This is a genomic window from Gemmata algarum, from assembly GCF_034097035.1.
Taxonomy (GTDB): Bacteria; Planctomycetota; Planctomycetia; order Gemmatales; family Gemmataceae; genus Gemmata; species Gemmata algarum.
Genome location: NZ_JAXBLV010000110.1, coordinates 170459 through 188115 on the forward strand (window position 1 = coordinate 170459; position 17657 = coordinate 188115).

Here is a 17657-nt window from a genome sequence, read left to right on the forward strand (position 1 = left end):
GGTGAGGCAGGGGGGCCAGAACGCCCGAACGAATTGGCACCTCCGGTGCCCCCGAGCGACGAAGCCCCTTTCGAACCGCTCGTGGATCCCCTGCACGCGGCGTGCGACGTGTTCTCGGCGGCCGCGGCGGTGCGCGCCGATGGGGCCTCGGGTCGGTCCCAATACGTGGCCGGGATGCGGGCGCGTTGGCACGGTCGATGGGCGCGGGCTCGGCGGCGCGTGGTGGCCCAGGCGCGGCGCTATTTGGCGACGATCGGGACCGCATGGTGCCCCGCGGTACCGACGACCGACGACGAACCGCTTGGTCGAGTCGCAGGTGGGCGAAGTCAACGCGCGGACGACGAGCACGCGGAAGCATTGGAACGGTCCCGGCGGTGCCGAATCGAGCCTGCAACCCCGGGTCGCGGTGCTCAGCCAAGACGACCGGCGCTCCTCCGGTTCTTCGCCCAACGGTCGGGCTCCTCGTTTCGCAAGCGACACACGCGCGGTCACACATCCGAGGATGCCCCGACACAAACCGCGGCGCGACCTCTTGGTACCGGCCCCAGTCCACAGCTCGGGTCGGGGCGGGAGGGCGCCCTCCGCTTGCAGTATGAACCGGGCGGTTGGCGCATCCGGCATTCTCGGATCCCATTTCCCCAATATGGCACTTCTAGAAGTTTTTACCCCTCTGGTGGTAGCCGCGATCGTCAGTGGGGGCGTCAGCCCGGCGAATCTTGCCGCCCAGTTCGCTTGTCGCAAAGTGTTCCCCTTTAAATCTTTGTGGCTTCTGTCGCCCGGGCCAATTCCGGTTGGTCGTGGCTCACCGCCCCGAGAAAAGGGCGTGATTCGGTGGTAGCTGCCCCCCAGCGAACCGGTAGCGAATCGCCAGCGAACCGGTAGCAAATGTCCCGTTGGTGCCCCATCGGTTTCGTTTCGCTGGGGCGGCCATCGATTTCAGCGTTGGTGAACGAGAGGCCCCTCATATCCGATGGCACGGAGCTGAGCGCGGCCCGATCGCCGCGCGAACGGGTCGCACGGAAGATCCGAAACGCGCGGACCCTTCTGAACTTGAAATGTGACATCCGGAACGGCGGGCTCGGGATCAGTACCCCGCCCCGAGGTCCAATTCCTCCGGCAGCACGCGGAGCGTGTCGTAGTTGTTCCGGCCGTCGCTCCTCCAGCGCGTTCCGAGGGCGGTGAGCTGGGCCTTCATCCGGGTGTACGCACCCTTGTACGCCGCCAGAACCGCCGGGTCCTTCAGGTCGTCGAACGCGTCCGACCAGTCCGACGCCATGAACAGCGTGTACCGCACCCGCGACGTGGCGGTCGCGATGCACGCCAGCGCGCGCCACTCGTCCACCGCGTACGGCCCGCCGTCTTTCGGCACCTGCACCTTGCTGATGCGCGGGTCCAGCGCCAGCCGCACGGCGGTGGTGCCGTAGATCTCGTGCCGGAGTACGAGGTGGTGGATCGTGTCCGCGATGAACCGCGCCAGCCCGGCCCGGGTCGCGAGCCCGGCGTACCGGTCCGGGAGGGGCCGCATGAACGCGGTGCCGAGCTGCTCGAACAGCGTGCGCACGCCCTCGTCCGCGGCCACCGCGGCGTCGCTCGGGAAGGCGGCGGTCACGAGTGACGCCGCGTACTCCTGCCACACCGCGACGTACGCCTTTTCCCACACCAGACTACAGTTCGGCAGCACGTCCTCCAGCTTCGCACCGGCCCGCCCGGCGAGCAGCCGCTGCTCCCGGCCGTCGAAGTCTTCGTCCACGCCGAGCTGGTACTCGCTGAACCGGTCGTTGAGGTGACGCACCAGCGCCGCGCCGGTGGTGGCGAAGATCTGGGGGAAGATGGCCCCGTCCTCGATCAGGTTTTCGGTCGTCAGCTCCTCCGCCAGTTCGTGCGCGAACAGGTGCGGGTACAGCGCGAGCCGCACCGGGTGGAACCACTCCTTCCGCGCGTCGAACGAGTTGAACAGCGCCACCTCGACGAGGTTCAGCCCCATGTGGATCTCGACCAGGTGCTTGCCGCTGACCACGTAGAAGTACAGCGACGACAGGACGATGTCCTCGACGTGGCGGAACGTGGGTGCCAGCGGGTCGGCCGGGAGCACGGCGTCGGTGCGCGGGGCGCGCAGGTGCGTCAGCACCAGGCTCCGGGTCGTGTCGTCGATCACGAAGAACGCCGACCCGCCGTACCGCTCGTAGTCCGGCTTCGACTCGTAGTGCTCCAGGAACCTGAAATCGAGCTCGAAGCCCGCGCGCCCGTCCGGGACCCGAACGGGCTTCAAGAACGACTCCGCCGCGCCGTACTCGGCGAGGTACGCCAGCAGTTGCCCTTCCTTGTAGCGCGCGATGGCGAAATCGGGCGTGCCCTGGTACCCCGGCCCGCGCACGCCCGACTGGATCGAGAACCAGCCGAGGTACGGGAGCCAGATGGTGCGCCGCAGCCACCACGGCCAGTACTCGCCGCCGCCGCTCCACCGCTCCATGCGCGGCTTGTACCCCAGCGGCACCTCCGGGTTCGCCATCGGGAACACCTGGCTGATCCGGCTGCCGATGTCGAACACGACCCGCACCAGGACGCCCAGGAACCCGAGCGCGTGGACCTTCACCGTGAGCGCTTCGTCGAGGGCCGGGATGCTGACCGGGTGCGACTGGTTCCGCGGGTGCGCCCGGTAGTACGGCTCCAGGTGCAGGGGCTTCAGTTGGTCCTCGCGGCCCTTGTACAGGTCGCCGAGCCGGCGCGGGCGCGGGATCCGCATCCCGCCCGCCACCACGAGGTAGAACAGCGGCCAAATGACGTTCGACAGCCCGGACCGGAACACCGCCCACGTCCCCCGGAGGAACCGGAACGCCAGGACCGCGCCAACGAGGGCCGCGGCCACCAGCCACAGCGCGGAGTCGCCCAGCGGAACGTCCGGCCCGGGGGCCGCGGCCAACTGGGCCGCCGTGCCGAACCAGAGGGCCACAACGACGCCGGTCCCGGCAATGTGGAACAGCGTGCTCCGCAAAGGCGTCTGCGCGCCGATGAGCAGGGTCGCGAACAGCCCGACGGCGGCGCCGAGGAGCCACGCCCGCGCCTCGTGACCGCCGGCCAGTGGCGGCACGTAAAGGAAAACCACCTGCGCCACCAGGCCGATCATGAGGGGCACCATGACCGCCAACATCGGCCCGCGGAACATCAGGTTGACGAGCAAGAACCCGACCACCAGGCCGATGAACGGGCCGACGAGGTAGATCCGCGGCGTGCTCGGGCTCCCGAACAGGAAGTACGCGAGGTACGTCGCGCCGAACACGAGCGCGAGGTTGCCGAGACGCAGGGTCTGGATGTGGCGCCCGAGGGGCGTGCCGAGCAACTGGAACGGGCGCCCGGTGACCAGGAGCCAGAACTCATACAGGAACCCGCCGCCGCTGCCGATCGCGGTGGCTGCGAACGGGGCGACGGCCCACCACGGGGCCTGCCGCTCCAGCCCGGTGTTGATCGCGAACACCGACGCCGCGGCGAACGCGAGCAGGCTGAGCGCGGACAGCGCAGCCGGGCCGTAGCCGAACGGGGCGACGGGCGGGAGCTCGAACTTCTCCGCACCGGGGGGAATGATGACAAGTCGCATCGGGCGAGCGCTCCGCGGTTCGGTAACGGTGCGACCGGGCGGGCGGCCCGATCGGACTCCCGCCGCAGTAAACGACCGCCGGGGTAGTGAGAGCGCACATTTTGCCGAACCAGAGCGGGAAATGCAACGACGCGAATAAGTTTGCAAAATGATCCGTCGCAAAATGCCGCGCGAATTGGTGACAGTGGGTACACAGCCGCCAAGGGGCCACCGCTCAGCGAAATGCGGCAGTTAATCGCGCTTCCAGTTCTTCCAGGAATTGTCTGAGGCCGGTTGCTTCGCCTCGCGTGCGCAGCAGGGCCAGCGCGGTATTCTGGATACAACGGTGCTCACGTTCTGAATCGCCTGCGCATAGCGACCGCAGAACACGCTTCGGGCTACGGTCTTCGCTCTCGTCGGCCGCGCTCAGGTCGTGCGCTCGTGTCCGCGGGTCGAATTGGACGCGAGTGCATTCCGCGGCAAATAGTCCGCGCTCGTCGTCAGCAGGATCGAAACCGTTCAACACCCAACATTCCCGCATCCGGTTCGCCACACCGACCACGACGGGAATTCCGAGGGGCAACGAATCACGAACCTGGGTAATCGCGGCCCGACGATTGTCGTACTCTTTGTCCCCATCGCGAAAAATGATAACCGCATCGACGGGCGTTTCCGCTGGCGCGTGTAGCGTGAGCAGGATCAGGGCTTTTCGGGTGTTGTGGCCGTCGCCGTGTAGGGGCAGGCCGTCAAAGTGCCCGCGCGATTTCACGTTGTACTGTTTGGCCAGTTCGTCGATCTCAAACCACGTCATGAACGGGTCAGCCGGCCGAAACCCGCGGTAATGCCGATGGGTTTCGATTTCGTCGGCATCGATCCAATCGACACCGGCAACGATGATCCGGTCCGCGAGCCGGCAGATTGTAGGTGGATCGGTCGGGCCTTCACAAAGTACGGCGATGGACGTGCTCATGGAGCGGTCTGTGGGTTGAGTTGCTTGACCCAGTCTTCGCCGGCGTGGCTCCAGAACTCGCCCGGCGACATGGCCGACTTCCAGGTCGGGTATTGAGGGTGGTCTTCGAGGCGCGCGCACACCGCCGAGCCGTCATCACGAAGCGCCATCACCCGCACCTCGTTCGGCTGAAGCTTGTCGAGAATGTACGGCGAGTGTGAGGTCGCAATAACTTGGAACTCAGAATATTGGTCGAGCAGGCGACGTAGCACGCCAATAAGTTCTATTTGCGCCTTGGGATGTAAGTCTCGGTCGAGGTCGTCGAGCAAAACGACTTGTGGCGCGTCTGGGGCGAGCAGTTGTGTAATCAGGCCCAACGCAATGAGGGTTCCGCTACTCGCGCCTTCGGGACGAACGCCTTTCGCACCTCGGAAGTCGAAGCGGATGCTGTCTTTTACTCCTGTCTTCGTGAGGACGAAGTCGGGCCGCACGGATTCGAGTTGCGGTATTATTGCCCGAAGAATGTTGTTGATTTCGGCCAATTTGCTCCTGTCCACTCGGTCCAGGTAAGCGAGGACTGATGGGACGCCCGCGCCTTCGATGTTTACTCGCGGCGGGATCGCTTCAAGGGTAGACGGGGTGGCGATCACTTCAGGCAACAAACGCAAGAGCGCTGTCGATGAAAAGGGAGACGCATGAACCGGAAGAAAGCTGCGGTTCGACCAAGACGTTCCATCTGAACTCACGAACTGGTCCGCTTCTGCCGAAAATCCGAAGCCCTCTTCACCGGCAGAGCGAGGGCTTGGGAGCATCCGAAACAGGCAGCGGACCAACGATTGGCCTTCAGACGCTGTGGCGTCCAAAACCAAAGGCCGCAACCCACCGCCGCTGTACCCGCGATAGGTCGATTCCACCCAGTCCGCGATCGCTTCAGGCGGTGAACCGCGCGCGAGCAAGCTAATAGTTTCCAATCCTTGCAACACGCTGGTTTTGCCGCTGCCGTTCGGGCCGACGAGCACCGTGAGCCGCGAGTCGAACGTGACCTCCACGTCGCGTAGCGCCTTGAAGTTCTGGAACTTCGCCCGGCGGATCATCCGCATCTCCCTACTGACCTTCCCAGTCGCAACCCGCTAGCGTTACGCTACCAGTTCTTTTCCGCCCGATCCACGGGAGACGCGCCGATGGCAGCCCGGTTCCAGATCACCAGCGACTACGCGCCCGCCGGCGACCAGCCCAAGGCCATCGAGCAGCTCACCCAGGGGTTCGCCAACGGCAAAAAGGTCCAGGTGCTCCTCGGCGCCACCGGCACCGGGAAGACGTTCACCGCGTCCAACGTCATCGCCCGCGCGAACAAGCCCACGCTGGTGCTGGCCCACAACAAGACCCTCGCCGCCCAGCTCTACAAGGAGTTCAAAGGGTTCTTCAAGAACAACGCGGTCCACTACTTCGTCAGCTATTACGACTACTACCAGCCCGAAGCGTACATCCCGCAGCGCGACATCTACATCGAAAAAGACTCCAGCATCAACGAGAACATCGACCGGCTGCGGCTCGCCGCCACGTCCGCCCTCGTCAGCCGCGAGGACGTCATCATCGTCGCGTCGGTGTCGTGCATCTACGGCCTCGGGTCCCCCTCCGACTACAAGCGGATGATGGTCTACGTCCGCAAGGGCGAGACGCTCGACCGGGACAACATGCTCCTGCGGCTGATCGACATCCAGTACAAGCGGAACGACGTGGCGTTCGAGCGCGGGACGGTGCGGGTCCGCGGCGACACCATCGACGTGTGGCCGGCGTCCGAGGAGTTCGCGTACCGGATCGAGCTGTTCGGCGACGACGTCGAGACGCTGTCGGTGATCCACCCGGTGTCCGGCGAAACGATCCGGCCGCTGGACGACCTCTACATCTACCCGGCGAAGCACTTCGTCACCCCGGAGGAGCGCGTCCAGGCGGCCATCAAGGGCATCGAGGAGGAACTGAACCAGCGGCTCGAGCAGTTCAAGACCGAGGGCAAGCTGCTGGAAATGGAGCGCCTCAAGGCCCGCTGCCGGTACGACCTCGACATGCTCCGCGAGGTGGGGTACTGCTCCGGCATCGAGAACTACGCCCGGTGGTTCAGCGGCCGCGCGCCCGGCGAGGCGCCGTACACGCTCATCGACTTCTTCCCCGAAGACTTCCTGCTCGTGGTGGACGAGTCGCACGTCACCCTGCCGCAGGTCCGCGGGATGTACTTCGGCGACCGCAGCCGCAAGGAGACGCTGGTCGCGCACGGGTTCCGGCTGCCGAGCGCGCTCGACAACCGGCCGCTCAAGTTCGACGAGTTCGAGAAGCGGATGACGCAGTGCCTGTGCCTCTCCGCGACCCCCGGCCCTTACGAACTGGAGAAGGTCGGCGGGGAGGTGGTCGAGCAGGTGATCCGGCCGACCGGGCTGGTGGACCCGGTCATCCACGTGAAGCCCGCCCGCGGTCAGGTCAAGGACCTGGAGGCCGAGGTGCGCACCCGGGCCGCGAAGGGCGAGCGGGCGCTGGTGACGGTGCTCACCAAGCGCATGGCCGAGGACCTCACCACCTACTTCCGCGACGCCGGGATGCGGTGCAAGTGGCTCCACTCCGAGCTGGACGCGATCGAGCGCATCCAGGTGCTCCGGGAGCTGCGCGAGGGGCAGTTCGACGTGCTGGTGGGGGTGAACCTGCTCCGTGAGGGGCTCGACCTGCCGGAAGTGTCGCTGGTCGCCATCCTCGACGCCGACAAGGAGGGCTTCCTGCGGTCCGACAAGTCGCTGATTCAGACGATGGGCCGGGCCGCCCGCAACGTGAACGCGGAGGTGATCCTGTACGCCGACGCGGTGACCGACTCGATGAGCCGGGCCATGAACGAAACGAACCGGCGGCGCGAGATCCAGCTCGCGTACAACGCCGAACACGGGATCACGCCCCAAACCGTAAAGACCGCGATCAAAAACGAGATCGAGGACGAGATCGAGGCGCACCAAATGGCCCAGGCGGCCGCGACCGGCAGCAGCGCCGCTGCGGAGGACTACGTCACGGTCGAGTACGTTCAGAGCCTGTACGAGGAGATGCTCGAGGCGGCCAAAACCCTCGACTTCGAGCGCGCGCAGGCGCTGCGCGACCAGATCGTGCGGCTCGAAACCGAGTTGCGCAAGAAGCACGGCGACGCCGCGCCGCCGAGCGTGCTGGGCAACAAGACGGTGCCCGTCAGCCAACCGGCCGGGGCCAAGCGCCGGGCCAAGCGGAAGAACGCCTGACCCCGAGCGGCGCCGCTGTCGTATTAATCGGTATTCGCGCCGTATTCGGTAGACGGCCCCTGTGAGGCCGTCCGGTGGTATGTGGGCGATGTCGCATCGGCCTTACGGGGGCCGGCTACCGAATACCATCACTCTTCAATCGCATCCGGTTTCGCGTGGCCGCTCCGTGAAAAGCGGTGAAGGTGGTATTCCAGGGTCGGTATCATTCGGTAGCGGGAGCCGGCGTTCAGAACGCCGGCGCATCTCGTCCCGGCGCCGGCAAAAACGCGGTTCGTGCCGGAACAATCAGCAAGAAGTCACACAATGAACCTGTTCACCAAGTTCGAGGCGGGGCTGCCGCTGGCGCAGTTCCTCGCGAAGCACGGCACCGACGCGCACCGCGCCCGCTGGCAGGCCGCGACCGCACAAACGGCGCTCACCGGCGCACAGCAGGAACTGGTCCGCGCGTTCACGCGACGCACGAACGTCCTCGTTCTCGCCGGGGCGTGGTGCGGCGACTGCTCGTCCCAGTGCCCCATCTTCGAGCGGGTCGCCGAAATTAACCCGAACGTCGTCGTTCGGTACATCGACCGCGACGAGCACGCCGACGCGCAGGCCGCTCTGCAAATCAACGGCGGGAACCGGGTTCCGGTCGCGGTGTTCTTTTCGGAAGACGGCCACGAGGTCGCCCGGTACGGCGAGCGCACGCTGGCCCGCTACCGGGCGCTCGTCGCCCAACTCACCGGCGAAGGCTGTGCGACCGGGTTCGTGAAGGGAGACGACCCCGTCCAAAAGGCGGTGGTGCAGGAGTGGCTCGACCAACTCGAGCGGGTGCAGTGCATCTTGCGCCTGTCCCCTCGGCTCCGTGCGAAACACGGTGATTGAGTGGGTTTCGGCAGGTTGGGCGGCTCGTTACGTTCGGGTTGTGGCACTTCAGCCCCGAGCGTAAGCTAGAATTGGTTTTAACTGCTTGTCCAACCGATCCGATGAAGGCGTATGGCGTTCGTCCGCTCCGGAGCTGTCGATGATTCGGTACCGCTGCCCGCATTGCTCGCTCCTGACCGCGGCTCACGAGCGACGCATCGGGCAGGCGAGTGTGTGCAAGGCATGCCTGAGGCCGCACCAGATCCCGGCGGATTCGGCCCTCTGGTTGACCGAAACCGGTGACTCGCTGTACCCGGACGCCGCTCCGGTGCCGTCGCAGCCGGCTCCCGTGGTCGAACGCGAAGACTTTCACGAGTCACAACTGACAGCTCCGGCGCAGCCGCAACCGGCTCCTGTGGCCGAACGCGAAGACTTTCACGAGCCACAACTGACAGCTCCCGAACTCGCCCCCGAGCGGGTGCCCGTTCCTTCGCTGGTGCATACGCCGGAAACTGAACCGGTGCGCGAGCCGGAATCGGAACCCGTCGCCGAGGTCACCGAGGTTGACCCGCACGAAGAACCCGAACCGGTTGCCGCGCCGGTGCGAGTGGTTTTGCCCCCCGCACCCGTTCCCGCTCTCGAAGAGGAGCCCGAACGCGCCGCGGTTGGAACGACTACACCCCCGCCGCAACCGGCCTGGGTACCAGCCCCGGCTCCGGTACAGCGCATCCGGCCCGTGACGCCGTCGCCCCACGAGAGCAGTGACACCCCGGCGCCTCGCTACGCCGAACCGGTCCAACTCCAGACGCAGGCCGACATCGCGGCGGCGCTCACGAACGCGCTGACCGCCCGGATGAAGCCCCGGGCGGCCCCGCGCCGCGACCTTCGCCCGTCCACCGCGCTCTGGATGCTGTTGACCGGTCTGGGCGTGGCGTTCTTCTTTGCCGCACTTTTCACCGGGGCGGCTAATCGGTGGGTCGTGCTGGTCGCCGGCGCCCTCCAGATCGCTCTCGGGTACGCCTGGATCGTTCGGCTGACCGCCATGCGCAGCCCCCTGCGCGGCCGGCTCTGCGCGATCCCGGTCGTCACGCCGTACTACCTGTTTCAGCAGAAGTACGCAAAGTTGCGGCCGTTGCGGTTCGTGCTCACCGGGTGCGTGCTGGTGGTGCTCTCGTTCGCCGTGCCGGCGGTTGCGGACCTGACGACCCCACTGGTGCCGAAGGCGGAACCGCGGCAGGTGCCCCCGGACCTGTCCACGCAACCCGTGCTCACCCAGTTGCGGACGTACCGCGAGCGCAGCGATTACGGCGGTCTGGTGCGGACGCTCGGGCTGCTCGCGAAGTCGGACACGATTCACTCGGTGGACGCCCGCGACCGGGCCGAAATCGCGGTCGAGCTGGAAGCCCTGTGCAAGCACGAGGACCGCACGGTGCGGCTCGGGGCGATGGCCGCGCTCGTGTCCTGGGACACCACGCCGAACAACGCAAAGGCGCGGCAGGTGTGCCTGGACGCGATCCGGTCGCCGAGCGAAGAGGAGCGGTACCGCGCGCTGTGCCTGCTGTCGCACTGGAAGGACGCGGAAACGGCCCGGGCGGCGCAGTCGCTGATCGGGCGCCCGAACCGCCAAACGAACCAAGCGAAACAGGCTCTGGAAGAAATCGGCGGCCCGCACGCCGAAGCCGCCGCCCTCGTGCTGCTCAAGCGCGCCGACGACCTGACCGTGCGCCTCATCGCGATCGACATCTTGTTGAAGGTGGGCGGCCCGACTGCGGGCAACGAACTGGAGCAGTTCGCGCAGGCCACCGACGACATCGGCGCCCGCAACAGTGCCCTGTCCGCGGTCAACCAGATCCGCGGGCGTAAGCGTCCGTGACGCGGCTGGCGGAGCCGCCTGCGGTGCCGGTGGACGCTGGGAATGAAACGAGCCGCGGCCGTCGGGGTTTGTCCCCGACGGCCGCGGCTCGTTTCACTTCCAACGGTGTGAATCAGAACCGGGTGCCGGCGACGGTGGCACCGCCCTGGAAGTTGCTGAACGCAGTGAAGCTGCCCAGCGTGGCGGACGTCAGCGGGTCGATCGCGACGGCGAGCGCCTGGGTGCCCACGCCGGGGGTCACGATGAGGTCGTACCGGCCGTCGCGGTTGAAGTCCGACACGCTCACGGTGCCGCCGCCGGTGAAGGTGGCGCCGAAGGTGTCCACAAAGAAGCTGTTGAGCTGCGTGCCGTCGCGGCCGTTCACCACGCGGACGTTGAGCCGCACCCCGGCGCCGCTGGCGAGCACCAGGTCCGGTGTGCCGTCGCCGTTCACGTCGCCGATCGCGACCGACACGTTGCCCAGGTACGGGCTGAACGCCAGGAAGCTGTTCTGGAAATTCGGCAGGCTGGCCGAGGTGAACGCCGCGCCGGTGGTTCCGTTAAACACCTTGGTGTGCCCGTTGATCGCGGCGGCGGTGACCACCTCGTCGATCCCGTCGTTGTCGAAGTCGGCCCCGGCGATGGTGACGTTGCCCAGGAAGCCCTGGTACGCGAGGAAGGTGTTCAGCAGCGTGCCGTCCTTGCCGCTGAACACCTTCACGTGACCGTTCGCCCCGTTGGCCACCACCAGCACGTCGGCGAAGCCGTCGCCGTTCACGTCGCCGGCGCCCACGTTGACCGAGCCGGCGAAGCCCTGGAACGAGAAGAAGCTGCCGATCGTGCCGGTCAGCTGCGTGCCGGTGGTGCCGTCGAACACCTTGATGTGCCCGTTACCGGCCTCGATCGCGGTGACGATCGCGTCCGGCACGCCGTCGCCGTTCACGTCGCCGGTGGCGACCCGCACCCCGCCCTTGAACCCGTCGAACGGGACGATCGGGGAGGAAGTGCGCGAGGTGCCGGTGACCGGGTCGAGCAGCCGCACGTCGCCGTTGGCGCCGAGGCCCGAGCCGACCACCACGGTGCCCTCGGGCACCACCGCGATGTCGTACACCTCCAGCGCGCCGTTGCCGACCAGCCCGACCAGCGTGGCGGCCCCGGTGGTAAGGTTGATCGAGTAGAACCGGACCAGCCCGTCGGCCGAGCTCAGTGCGGCGTAGCCGACGCCCAGGCCGTTGTTGTTGGCGGCCGAGGCCGCGCCGACGGCCTCGGCGATGTCGAACCCGCCTTCGAGGGTCGTGTTGAGCGTGAGGCCCAGCCCGCCGATCTGCGTGAACGCCCCGCCGTTCGGGTTGGTCGGGTTGCCGTCGATGCTGCCGATCCGCCCGAGCGTGTTGGTCGCCCGGTCGATCGCGTAGAGCGTGGTCGGGAAGGCCGTGCTCGCGCGGTCGGTGTTGCGGTCGTACGCGAGACCGATGATCTGGGTCGTGTTCGGCGTGATGGCCGTGTCGTTCGAGACCAGGACGCCGTTGTTCGGGTTGATCCGAGCGTTGCCGAGGGCGCTGCTCCCGAACCGGATGCGGTCCACGGTCGGGTTGAAGTCGATGTCGTTGGCGGTCGAATCGTTCCCGCCGGTCACCACGGCGCTTGTGCCGATCAGCGTCGCGGCCCCGGTGACCGGGTTGATGGAGTACGTCTTGGCCGCGTTGTCGCCGGTGCTGTTGGACGGGAACGTGACCCCGATGAGCTGACCGGTGCGCGGGCGGAAGTCGATGCCCTGGAGCGCCTCGCCCGCGGGCACGGCCACGGGGACGATCGCCAGTAGGGTGTTCGGCGCCGCGCTGTCGAATTTGACCAACGTGTTGGTGCTGTTCAGGGCGTACACGGTGGCCGGCACTTCGCGCGCTTCGAGCGCCTCAAGGCTGAGCCCGCGCGGACGAACCGTCTGGGCGGAGCGGGTGACCGGAGCGACGCGGCGGAACGGCGAGAGGAAGCGCGAGAGCATCGGGTCGGTACTCCAGAAATCAAGATGTCGGAGATAGTTGAGGACGGACGAAAGCTGTGATACCCGGGTGAATTCTCGGCGTCAATGAATTATTTGCCCTAATCGCTCCAGATCGCCTAGTTTGTCCAACGGCGGGTCGTTTATTCAGCTCATCAAACGACCCGGCGGGCCGGTGCGCAGGGTCGAGAACCTGCGCACCGGCCCGCCGGGTTGCGGCCGGGGTGCCTTACGGAATGCGGCGCTCGATCCGGCGCAGTTCGCGCGGCGTGAGCCCGTAGAACTTGTAGGTTTGCGTCCGGTACACCGGGGTGTAGAAGCTGGGGTACGTGGTCGCGGTGAACGTCGGGATCGTCTTGTACTGGTCAACCGTGAGGTTGAGCGTTCCGACCTTCTTCTCCAGGTCCCACTTGGCCGCGTCCCAGGGGACGCTCACCAGCTTGTTCGCGTCCGTCGAGACGATCAGGTATTCGAGGTTGCCGGCGTCGTCGAACACGAGGTCCTCGACCGTTCCGATGGCGGTGTTGCCGGCGATCAGGATCTTGGTGCCCAGCACCTGCTTCGCGCGGAACGAGCTGGACGCAGCCACCACAGGTTGTGCCGACACGACTCGAGGCGGGTCCGCAGCGAAAACCGGTACGGCGGACAGGAGAGCAGCCGCGGTCGTGGCGCGCAGGGTGTATTTCAGCATGAGGGTCTCCGTGACGGGCGAGGTGCCGGACGCGGTTGGCGCGTTCGGTGCCGCCACGGCGAGCAATTCCGATGCCCGGGTGCTAGGCGGACGACATTTCCTGGGTCGGTACGCGCGGATCGGCCGAGCCGTTCTATGGCATCGGGCGGGGCGATCTGTGGCCCGAACGGTGTCCGTTACCCAACCGGTGGAAGTACCCACCGCGAGTCGGCCCGATGCTAACTAAGTTCGCGACTGACCTTCTTTTGCGAACTGCCGCGCGGTATCAGCAGAAAAGCGGAACTTCCCGCACGAATCCGTGGCCGGAATTATCGAATTCAGTACACGGGGCCGGTCCCGAACCTTCTGTCACAATTCCGCGTCCGTGCGACATTCTGCCGTTGCGGGCGCTCCTAGAATGGTGACAGAGGGGCGACCGCCGTGCCCCTCACACTCCGGGAGCCACCAAATGAGCAACACGCCCAACCGCGCGAGCAACTCGGCGGGCAAGCCTCGCAAGAAAGAGGTCACCCTGGACCTCGCGACCGCGCGCCAGATGCTTCCGTTGGTGCGGAGCATCGTGGCTGATGTTCAGACGGCCCGGCGGGCGCTGAGCCGGCTGGTGCCGGAACAGGAGCGGCTGGAGCGCCACCGCCGCGACCTCGTTTGGCAGGAGCGCCAGCGCCGCTACCAGGTGGTGGACGAGATCGCAGCCGCCGAGAAGAGCTGGGCGGTAGCGGTGGCCGAACTGAACACGCTCGGTCTCACCCTCGTGGACGATGAGGTCGGGGAAGTGGACTTCCCCACAAAAGTGAACGGCCGCACCGCCGCGTTCTCGTGGCTGGCGCACGAGGAGGCGCTGAACCACTGGCACTACGCGGACGAAGAGTCCCGCCGCCCGATCCCGGCCGACTGGGATAAAACCGGCACCGTTACCGCAACCCGGTACCGCGGCACCCAGCCGTAACCCCGTTCCGAAGCAACGATGTGTCACGACACCGCAGCCGCCATGCTGCGGCGTCGTTGTTTTTTAGGACTGCCTGATTGTGTGAGCTTGTGACACACCGCTGCCGGCGCTGGATCGCTCCCGGCCCCCCTGCGCGATCTCATTCGCGGCGTACCTGCGGCTCTTTACCCTCGGCAGGGGAGTGCGACCACTCGACGTTCGCGCAGCAGCGGTTGCTCCGGCCGGACGCAATGGTTGCGTTCGAGTGGTAGCGGTTCTGCCATTCGCGCGCGCCGGCCACTACTGACATTTTGTATTTTTTACCTTCAGTCGTTTGCACCGACCGCGGCAATGGTCTATTAAGTTGTTGTGCCCCGACGTGCGGCCCGTAACGGCCGAACGACGAGGTGCCCCGGCCCTCAGTTTTTGTGCGGGTTCGGGAGGTTTTCACGTTGGGCTTTTACCGTTCCGAGGGGGGAGCGGTTTAGGCTGCCAGGCTGCCGAAGGGATGGACGGGACCCGTAAGTATGCTTGGTACGCGGGGCGGGCTTCGGCCCGCCCCGCGTTATTTTGTGCTCACGTTCAGGCGTTCCGAAGAACTCGTCGCCCCGCAGTCACTTTTGCAGCAACAAAATCACGATCCCGAGCAGCGCCAGCACCAGCGCGACGGAGAGGATGACCAGCAGCGTGGTCGGACCGGCGGGCGGCGCGTGAGGCGCCGGAAACCGCCCCGCCGTGTCGCCGTCGCTGGCGGGCGCGGGCGGCCCGTGGTGAGCCCCTCGGCCCACGTCCGAGCTGTGTTCCGAAACCTTGATCTTGGCCGAATCGGTTTGGGCCGGTTCGTGCTTCCCGCGAATCGCGGCCGACGACGCCGGGCCTCCGGACCGACGCGCGGGGCCGGGAATCTGGGCTCGTGCGCCCGACGCGCCGCGCACCACCGCAACCGGCGGGGCGGACCGGCTCATCGCGATCCGCGGGGGCGGGTCCGGCATCCACCGCGGGTCCGGCGGGGCGATGTCCTCCTGGTCGAACGGCGCTAACGCCTCGAACACTCCGGACGCGGTCGGGAACCGATCCACCGCCCGCTTCTCGAGCATCCGGTGGACCACCTCCGCCAGCCCCTTCGGCACCTCGGGCCGCAACCGGCCGATCGGCACCGGGTCCTTAACTTGTTGCCACACCAGCTTTTGGGCCACTCGCCCCTCGGGGAACAGGGGCCGCCCCGCGAGCAGAAAGTACAGCGTCGCGCCCAGCGAGTAGATGTCGGCCCGGGCGTCCACTTTCGAGCTGTCCACCGCCTGCTCCGGGGCCACGTAGTCCGCGGTGCCCAGGATACTCTTGTTGTCGAGCTGCTTGGTGAGCATCGACGCCTTATCGGCTTCCGACCGGACCAGCCCGAGGTCGAGGATCTTGACCGCGCCGGTGCGATCGAGGAGCAGGTTGGCCGGTTTGATGTCGCGGTGGACGAACCCGAGCTCGTGGGCGTGCTGGAGCCCGAACGCCACCTGGCGGGCGTAATGGCACGCGGTCGCCACGTCCAGCGGCCCCGCCTGGGTGACGAGCGACTGGAGGCTGAGCCCCTCGACGTACTCCATCACCAGGTACAGGATCTTCCCCTCCTGGCACAGATCGAAGACGCGAACGATGTTCGGGTGGTCGAGGGTGCCGGCGGCGCGGGCCTCGCGGAAGAACCGCTCGCGGGCGACCACATCGTCGGTGGCGTGAACCGGGAACACCTTGAGCGCGACGAGGCGGCGCATGTGCCCGTGCTCGGCCAGGTACACTTGGCCCATACCGCCGGTGCCGAGCTGGTCCAGAATCAGATAGCTGCCGAGGTGAAACCCCTTGTATTTGCCCGCGGCCAGTTTGTCGGCGTGGAACCGCGTGAGGAGGCCGGCGGCCACCAGCCGGTCCAGCAGCGCGGTGGTGGACTGCGCGTCGCCGGGCCTTTGGCTCGCGAGGAACCCTTCCAGCCGGTCCGCCGGCACGAGGCCGCTTTTGCGGAGGCGGTCGAGCAGTTCGGTGACGCTGGTCGGCGCGGGCATACGGACCCGAAGGGCCAGAGGGTGGGCGCTTCTAGCATACCACAGGTCCGTCGGCCGATTCAGCGGCCGACCACAAGCGCGGCGATGCCAACGATCGCGGCGATCAGCGCAATCGTTAGCACAATGGCGCGTGTCCCGCGCCTCAGGGCCGGAAGCCCGTTATCGGCACCGGAAGGCGGTTCGGGTGCGGGTGCGGGTGGCGGGGGGAGCGGGAGGGCGGGCTTGGTGCGGTCGCGACCGCCGGCCCGCACGATGCGGAGCGTGTCGGGAAGCGGGTCACCGCCGGTCGGCGGGCCGTCGTCGTGTGCGGTGGTCGGGCGCGCCAGCCGGAACAGCCGGTGCGGAAAATCGGTCCCCGGCACCGCCCACCATCGGAACGCGGCGGCAGCCTCGTCGGGCGTCTGGAACCGGCCGGTGCGGTCGCGGGCCAGGAGCTTGTGAACCGCCGCCGCCAGTTCGGGCGGCAGGTCCGGGCGCAACTGGTGGAGCGGGTGCGGGTCGCCGGTCTGCTTCACCCGCCACTTCCACTGGATGTCGGCGCCCGGGAACGGCGGGTGCCCGGCCAGGAGAAAGTAGAGGGTGGCGCCGAGCGCGTAGAGGTCCGCCCGGGTGTCCACGTTGGCGCTGTCGAGCGCCTGCTCCGGGGCGAGGTAGTCCAGCGTCCCCACGACCACGTCCGACCGGTCCGCTTGCGGGTGCGCGCCGTCCGGGGCGAACTTCGCGATCCCGAGGTCGAGGATCTTGACCACCCCGGTGCGGCCGAGGAGCAGGTTGGCCGGCTTGATGTCGCGGTGGACCAGCCCGACCGCCGCCGCGCGGGCCAGCCCGCTGGCGACTTGCAGGGCGACCACCGCGGCCTCCCCCCCCGCGAACGTCCCCCCCCGCGCGACCGCCTCCTGGAGGCTGAGACCGTCCACGTGCTCCATCACCAGGAACGGCGGGTCGTGGGCCATGTCCGCGTCGAGCACCGTCACCACGTTCGGGTGGGCCAGGGCGGCGGCGGCGCGGGCCTCGCGCACGAACCGCTTGCGCGCCCCGGGGTCCGAGCGGAGCGCGTCGGACAGCACCTTCACCGCGACCCGCTTGCCCAGCACCGCGTGCTCGGCCAGGAACACGTTCCCCATGCCGCCGCGCCCGAGCCGGTCGAGCACCCGGTAGTTCCCCAGCCACAGCGCCTCTTCGCGCCCGCCGGCCAGCGCGTCGGCCTGGAACGCGGTGAGCAGCCCGTCGGCGACGAGGCGGGCGAGCGCGGCCGGGGTGTCGGCGAAGGCGTGCCGGGCCGCGAACGCGTCCAGCCGCGCCGGCTCGACAAGGCGGGCGCGGGCGAGCGCCGCGAACAGCTCGTTGACTGTCTGTGGGCGTGGCATCGGGTGCCCGGGCGGTTGGGGATTAATGCAGGATAGAACACGATCCGCCGGGGCCAATAATTCCGCGCCCGCGGGTTGCACCGGCGGGCGCGTGTTCTACGGTAGAGCGGTTCCCCGTCGGCCCCGCGCCGACCCGTCCCGCCCGTACC

At 67.5% G+C, this 17657-nt stretch carries 11 protein-coding genes; 4 read left to right on the plus strand and 7 right to left on the minus strand.

Annotated elements, in window-relative coordinates:
- Positions 1–1084 precede the first annotated feature (1084 nt).
- The 3 genes from R5W23_RS10070 to R5W23_RS10080 form a co-directional block, all read right to left on the minus strand.
- On the minus strand, positions 1085–3592 hold the full coding sequence (locus R5W23_RS10070) for a hypothetical protein (RefSeq protein ID WP_320686213.1): 2508 nt from the start codon (positions 3590–3592) through the stop codon (positions 1085–1087).
- A 214-nt stretch (positions 3593–3806) separates the two neighbouring features.
- Complete coding sequence (locus tag R5W23_RS10075; protein ID WP_320686214.1) at positions 3807–4541, minus strand: hypothetical protein; 735 nt, start codon at positions 4539–4541, stop codon at positions 3807–3809.
- Positions 4538–5614 carry an AAA family ATPase gene (locus R5W23_RS10080; protein ID WP_320686215.1) on the minus strand — a complete coding sequence of 359 codons (1077 nt, stop codon included), beginning with the start codon at positions 5612–5614 and terminating at the stop codon, positions 4538–4540. Before R5W23_RS10080 ends, R5W23_RS10075 begins: the two co-directional genes overlap by 4 nt.
- An 87-nt stretch (positions 5615–5701) precedes the next feature.
- Here R5W23_RS10080 and uvrB point away from each other — a divergent pair, with 87 nt between their 5' ends.
- From uvrB to R5W23_RS10095, 3 genes are all read left to right on the plus strand, one after another.
- Positions 5702–7786 (plus strand): excinuclease ABC subunit UvrB, encoded by a 2085-nt coding sequence (gene uvrB, locus R5W23_RS10085; RefSeq protein ID WP_261185674.1) that lies wholly within the window; start codon positions 5702–5704, stop codon positions 7784–7786.
- Between the two features lie 303 nt (positions 7787–8089).
- On the plus strand, positions 8090–8650 hold the full coding sequence (locus tag R5W23_RS10090; protein ID WP_320686216.1) for a thioredoxin family protein: 561 nt from the start codon (positions 8090–8092) through the stop codon (positions 8648–8650).
- Between the two features lie 139 nt (positions 8651–8789).
- The gene (locus R5W23_RS10095) at positions 8790–10502 is read left to right on the plus strand and encodes a HEAT repeat domain-containing protein (RefSeq protein WP_320686217.1); all 1713 of its coding nucleotides are present in this window, start codon (positions 8790–8792) and stop codon (positions 10500–10502) included.
- A gap of 112 nt (positions 10503–10614) precedes the next feature.
- Here the strand turns inward: R5W23_RS10095 and R5W23_RS10100 are convergent, their stop codons facing one another.
- Positions 10615–12483 carry a DUF4394 domain-containing protein gene (locus R5W23_RS10100; RefSeq protein ID WP_320686218.1) on the minus strand — a complete coding sequence of 623 codons (1869 nt, stop codon included), beginning with the start codon at positions 12481–12483 and terminating at the stop codon, positions 10615–10617.
- Between the two features lie 226 nt (positions 12484–12709).
- The gene (locus R5W23_RS10105) at positions 12710–13171 is read right to left on the minus strand and encodes a PRC-barrel domain-containing protein (protein WP_320686219.1); all 462 of its coding nucleotides are present in this window, start codon (positions 13169–13171) and stop codon (positions 12710–12712) included.
- Positions 13172–13619: 448 nt separating this feature from the next.
- Here R5W23_RS10105 and R5W23_RS10110 point away from each other — a divergent pair, with 448 nt between their 5' ends.
- A complete protein-coding gene (locus tag R5W23_RS10110; protein WP_261185669.1) occupies positions 13620–14117 on the plus strand; it encodes a DUF2203 domain-containing protein in 498 nt (165 codons plus the stop codon).
- A 593-nt stretch (positions 14118–14710) separates the two neighbouring features.
- Here R5W23_RS10110 and R5W23_RS10115 read toward each other — a convergent pair.
- The gene (locus R5W23_RS10115) at positions 14711–16141 is read right to left on the minus strand and encodes a serine/threonine-protein kinase (protein ID WP_320686220.1); all 1431 of its coding nucleotides are present in this window, start codon (positions 16139–16141) and stop codon (positions 14711–14713) included.
- Between the two features lie 59 nt (positions 16142–16200).
- Positions 16201–17508, minus strand: coding sequence for a serine/threonine-protein kinase (locus R5W23_RS10120; RefSeq protein ID WP_320686221.1), 1308 nt, complete (start codon positions 17506–17508; stop codon positions 16201–16203).
- Positions 17509–17657 lie beyond the last annotated feature (149 nt).

Coding starts and splice junctions, on each gene's coding strand:
- R5W23_RS10070 (WP_320686213.1), bottom strand. CDS start 3,592: ATGCGACTTGTCATCATTCCCCCCGGTGCGGAGAAGTTCGAGCTCCCG.
- R5W23_RS10075 (WP_320686214.1), bottom strand. CDS start 4,541: ATGAGCACGTCCATCGCCGTACTTTGTGAAGGCCCGACCGATCCACCT.
- R5W23_RS10080 (WP_320686215.1), bottom strand. CDS start 5,614: ATGATCCGCCGGGCGAAGTTCCAGAACTTCAAGGCGCTACGCGACGTG.
- uvrB (WP_261185674.1), top strand. CDS start 5,702: ATGGCAGCCCGGTTCCAGATCACCAGCGACTACGCGCCCGCCGGCGAC.
- R5W23_RS10090 (WP_320686216.1), top strand. CDS start 8,090: ATGAACCTGTTCACCAAGTTCGAGGCGGGGCTGCCGCTGGCGCAGTTC.
- R5W23_RS10095 (WP_320686217.1), top strand. CDS start 8,790: ATGATTCGGTACCGCTGCCCGCATTGCTCGCTCCTGACCGCGGCTCAC.
- R5W23_RS10100 (WP_320686218.1), bottom strand. CDS start 12,483: ATGCTCTCGCGCTTCCTCTCGCCGTTCCGCCGCGTCGCTCCGGTCACC.
- R5W23_RS10105 (WP_320686219.1), bottom strand. CDS start 13,171: ATGCTGAAATACACCCTGCGCGCCACGACCGCGGCTGCTCTCCTGTCC.
- R5W23_RS10110 (WP_261185669.1), top strand. CDS start 13,620: ATGAGCAACACGCCCAACCGCGCGAGCAACTCGGCGGGCAAGCCTCGC.
- R5W23_RS10115 (WP_320686220.1), bottom strand. CDS start 16,141: ATGCCCGCGCCGACCAGCGTCACCGAACTGCTCGACCGCCTCCGCAAA.
- R5W23_RS10120 (WP_320686221.1), bottom strand. CDS start 17,508: ATGCCACGCCCACAGACAGTCAACGAGCTGTTCGCGGCGCTCGCCCGC.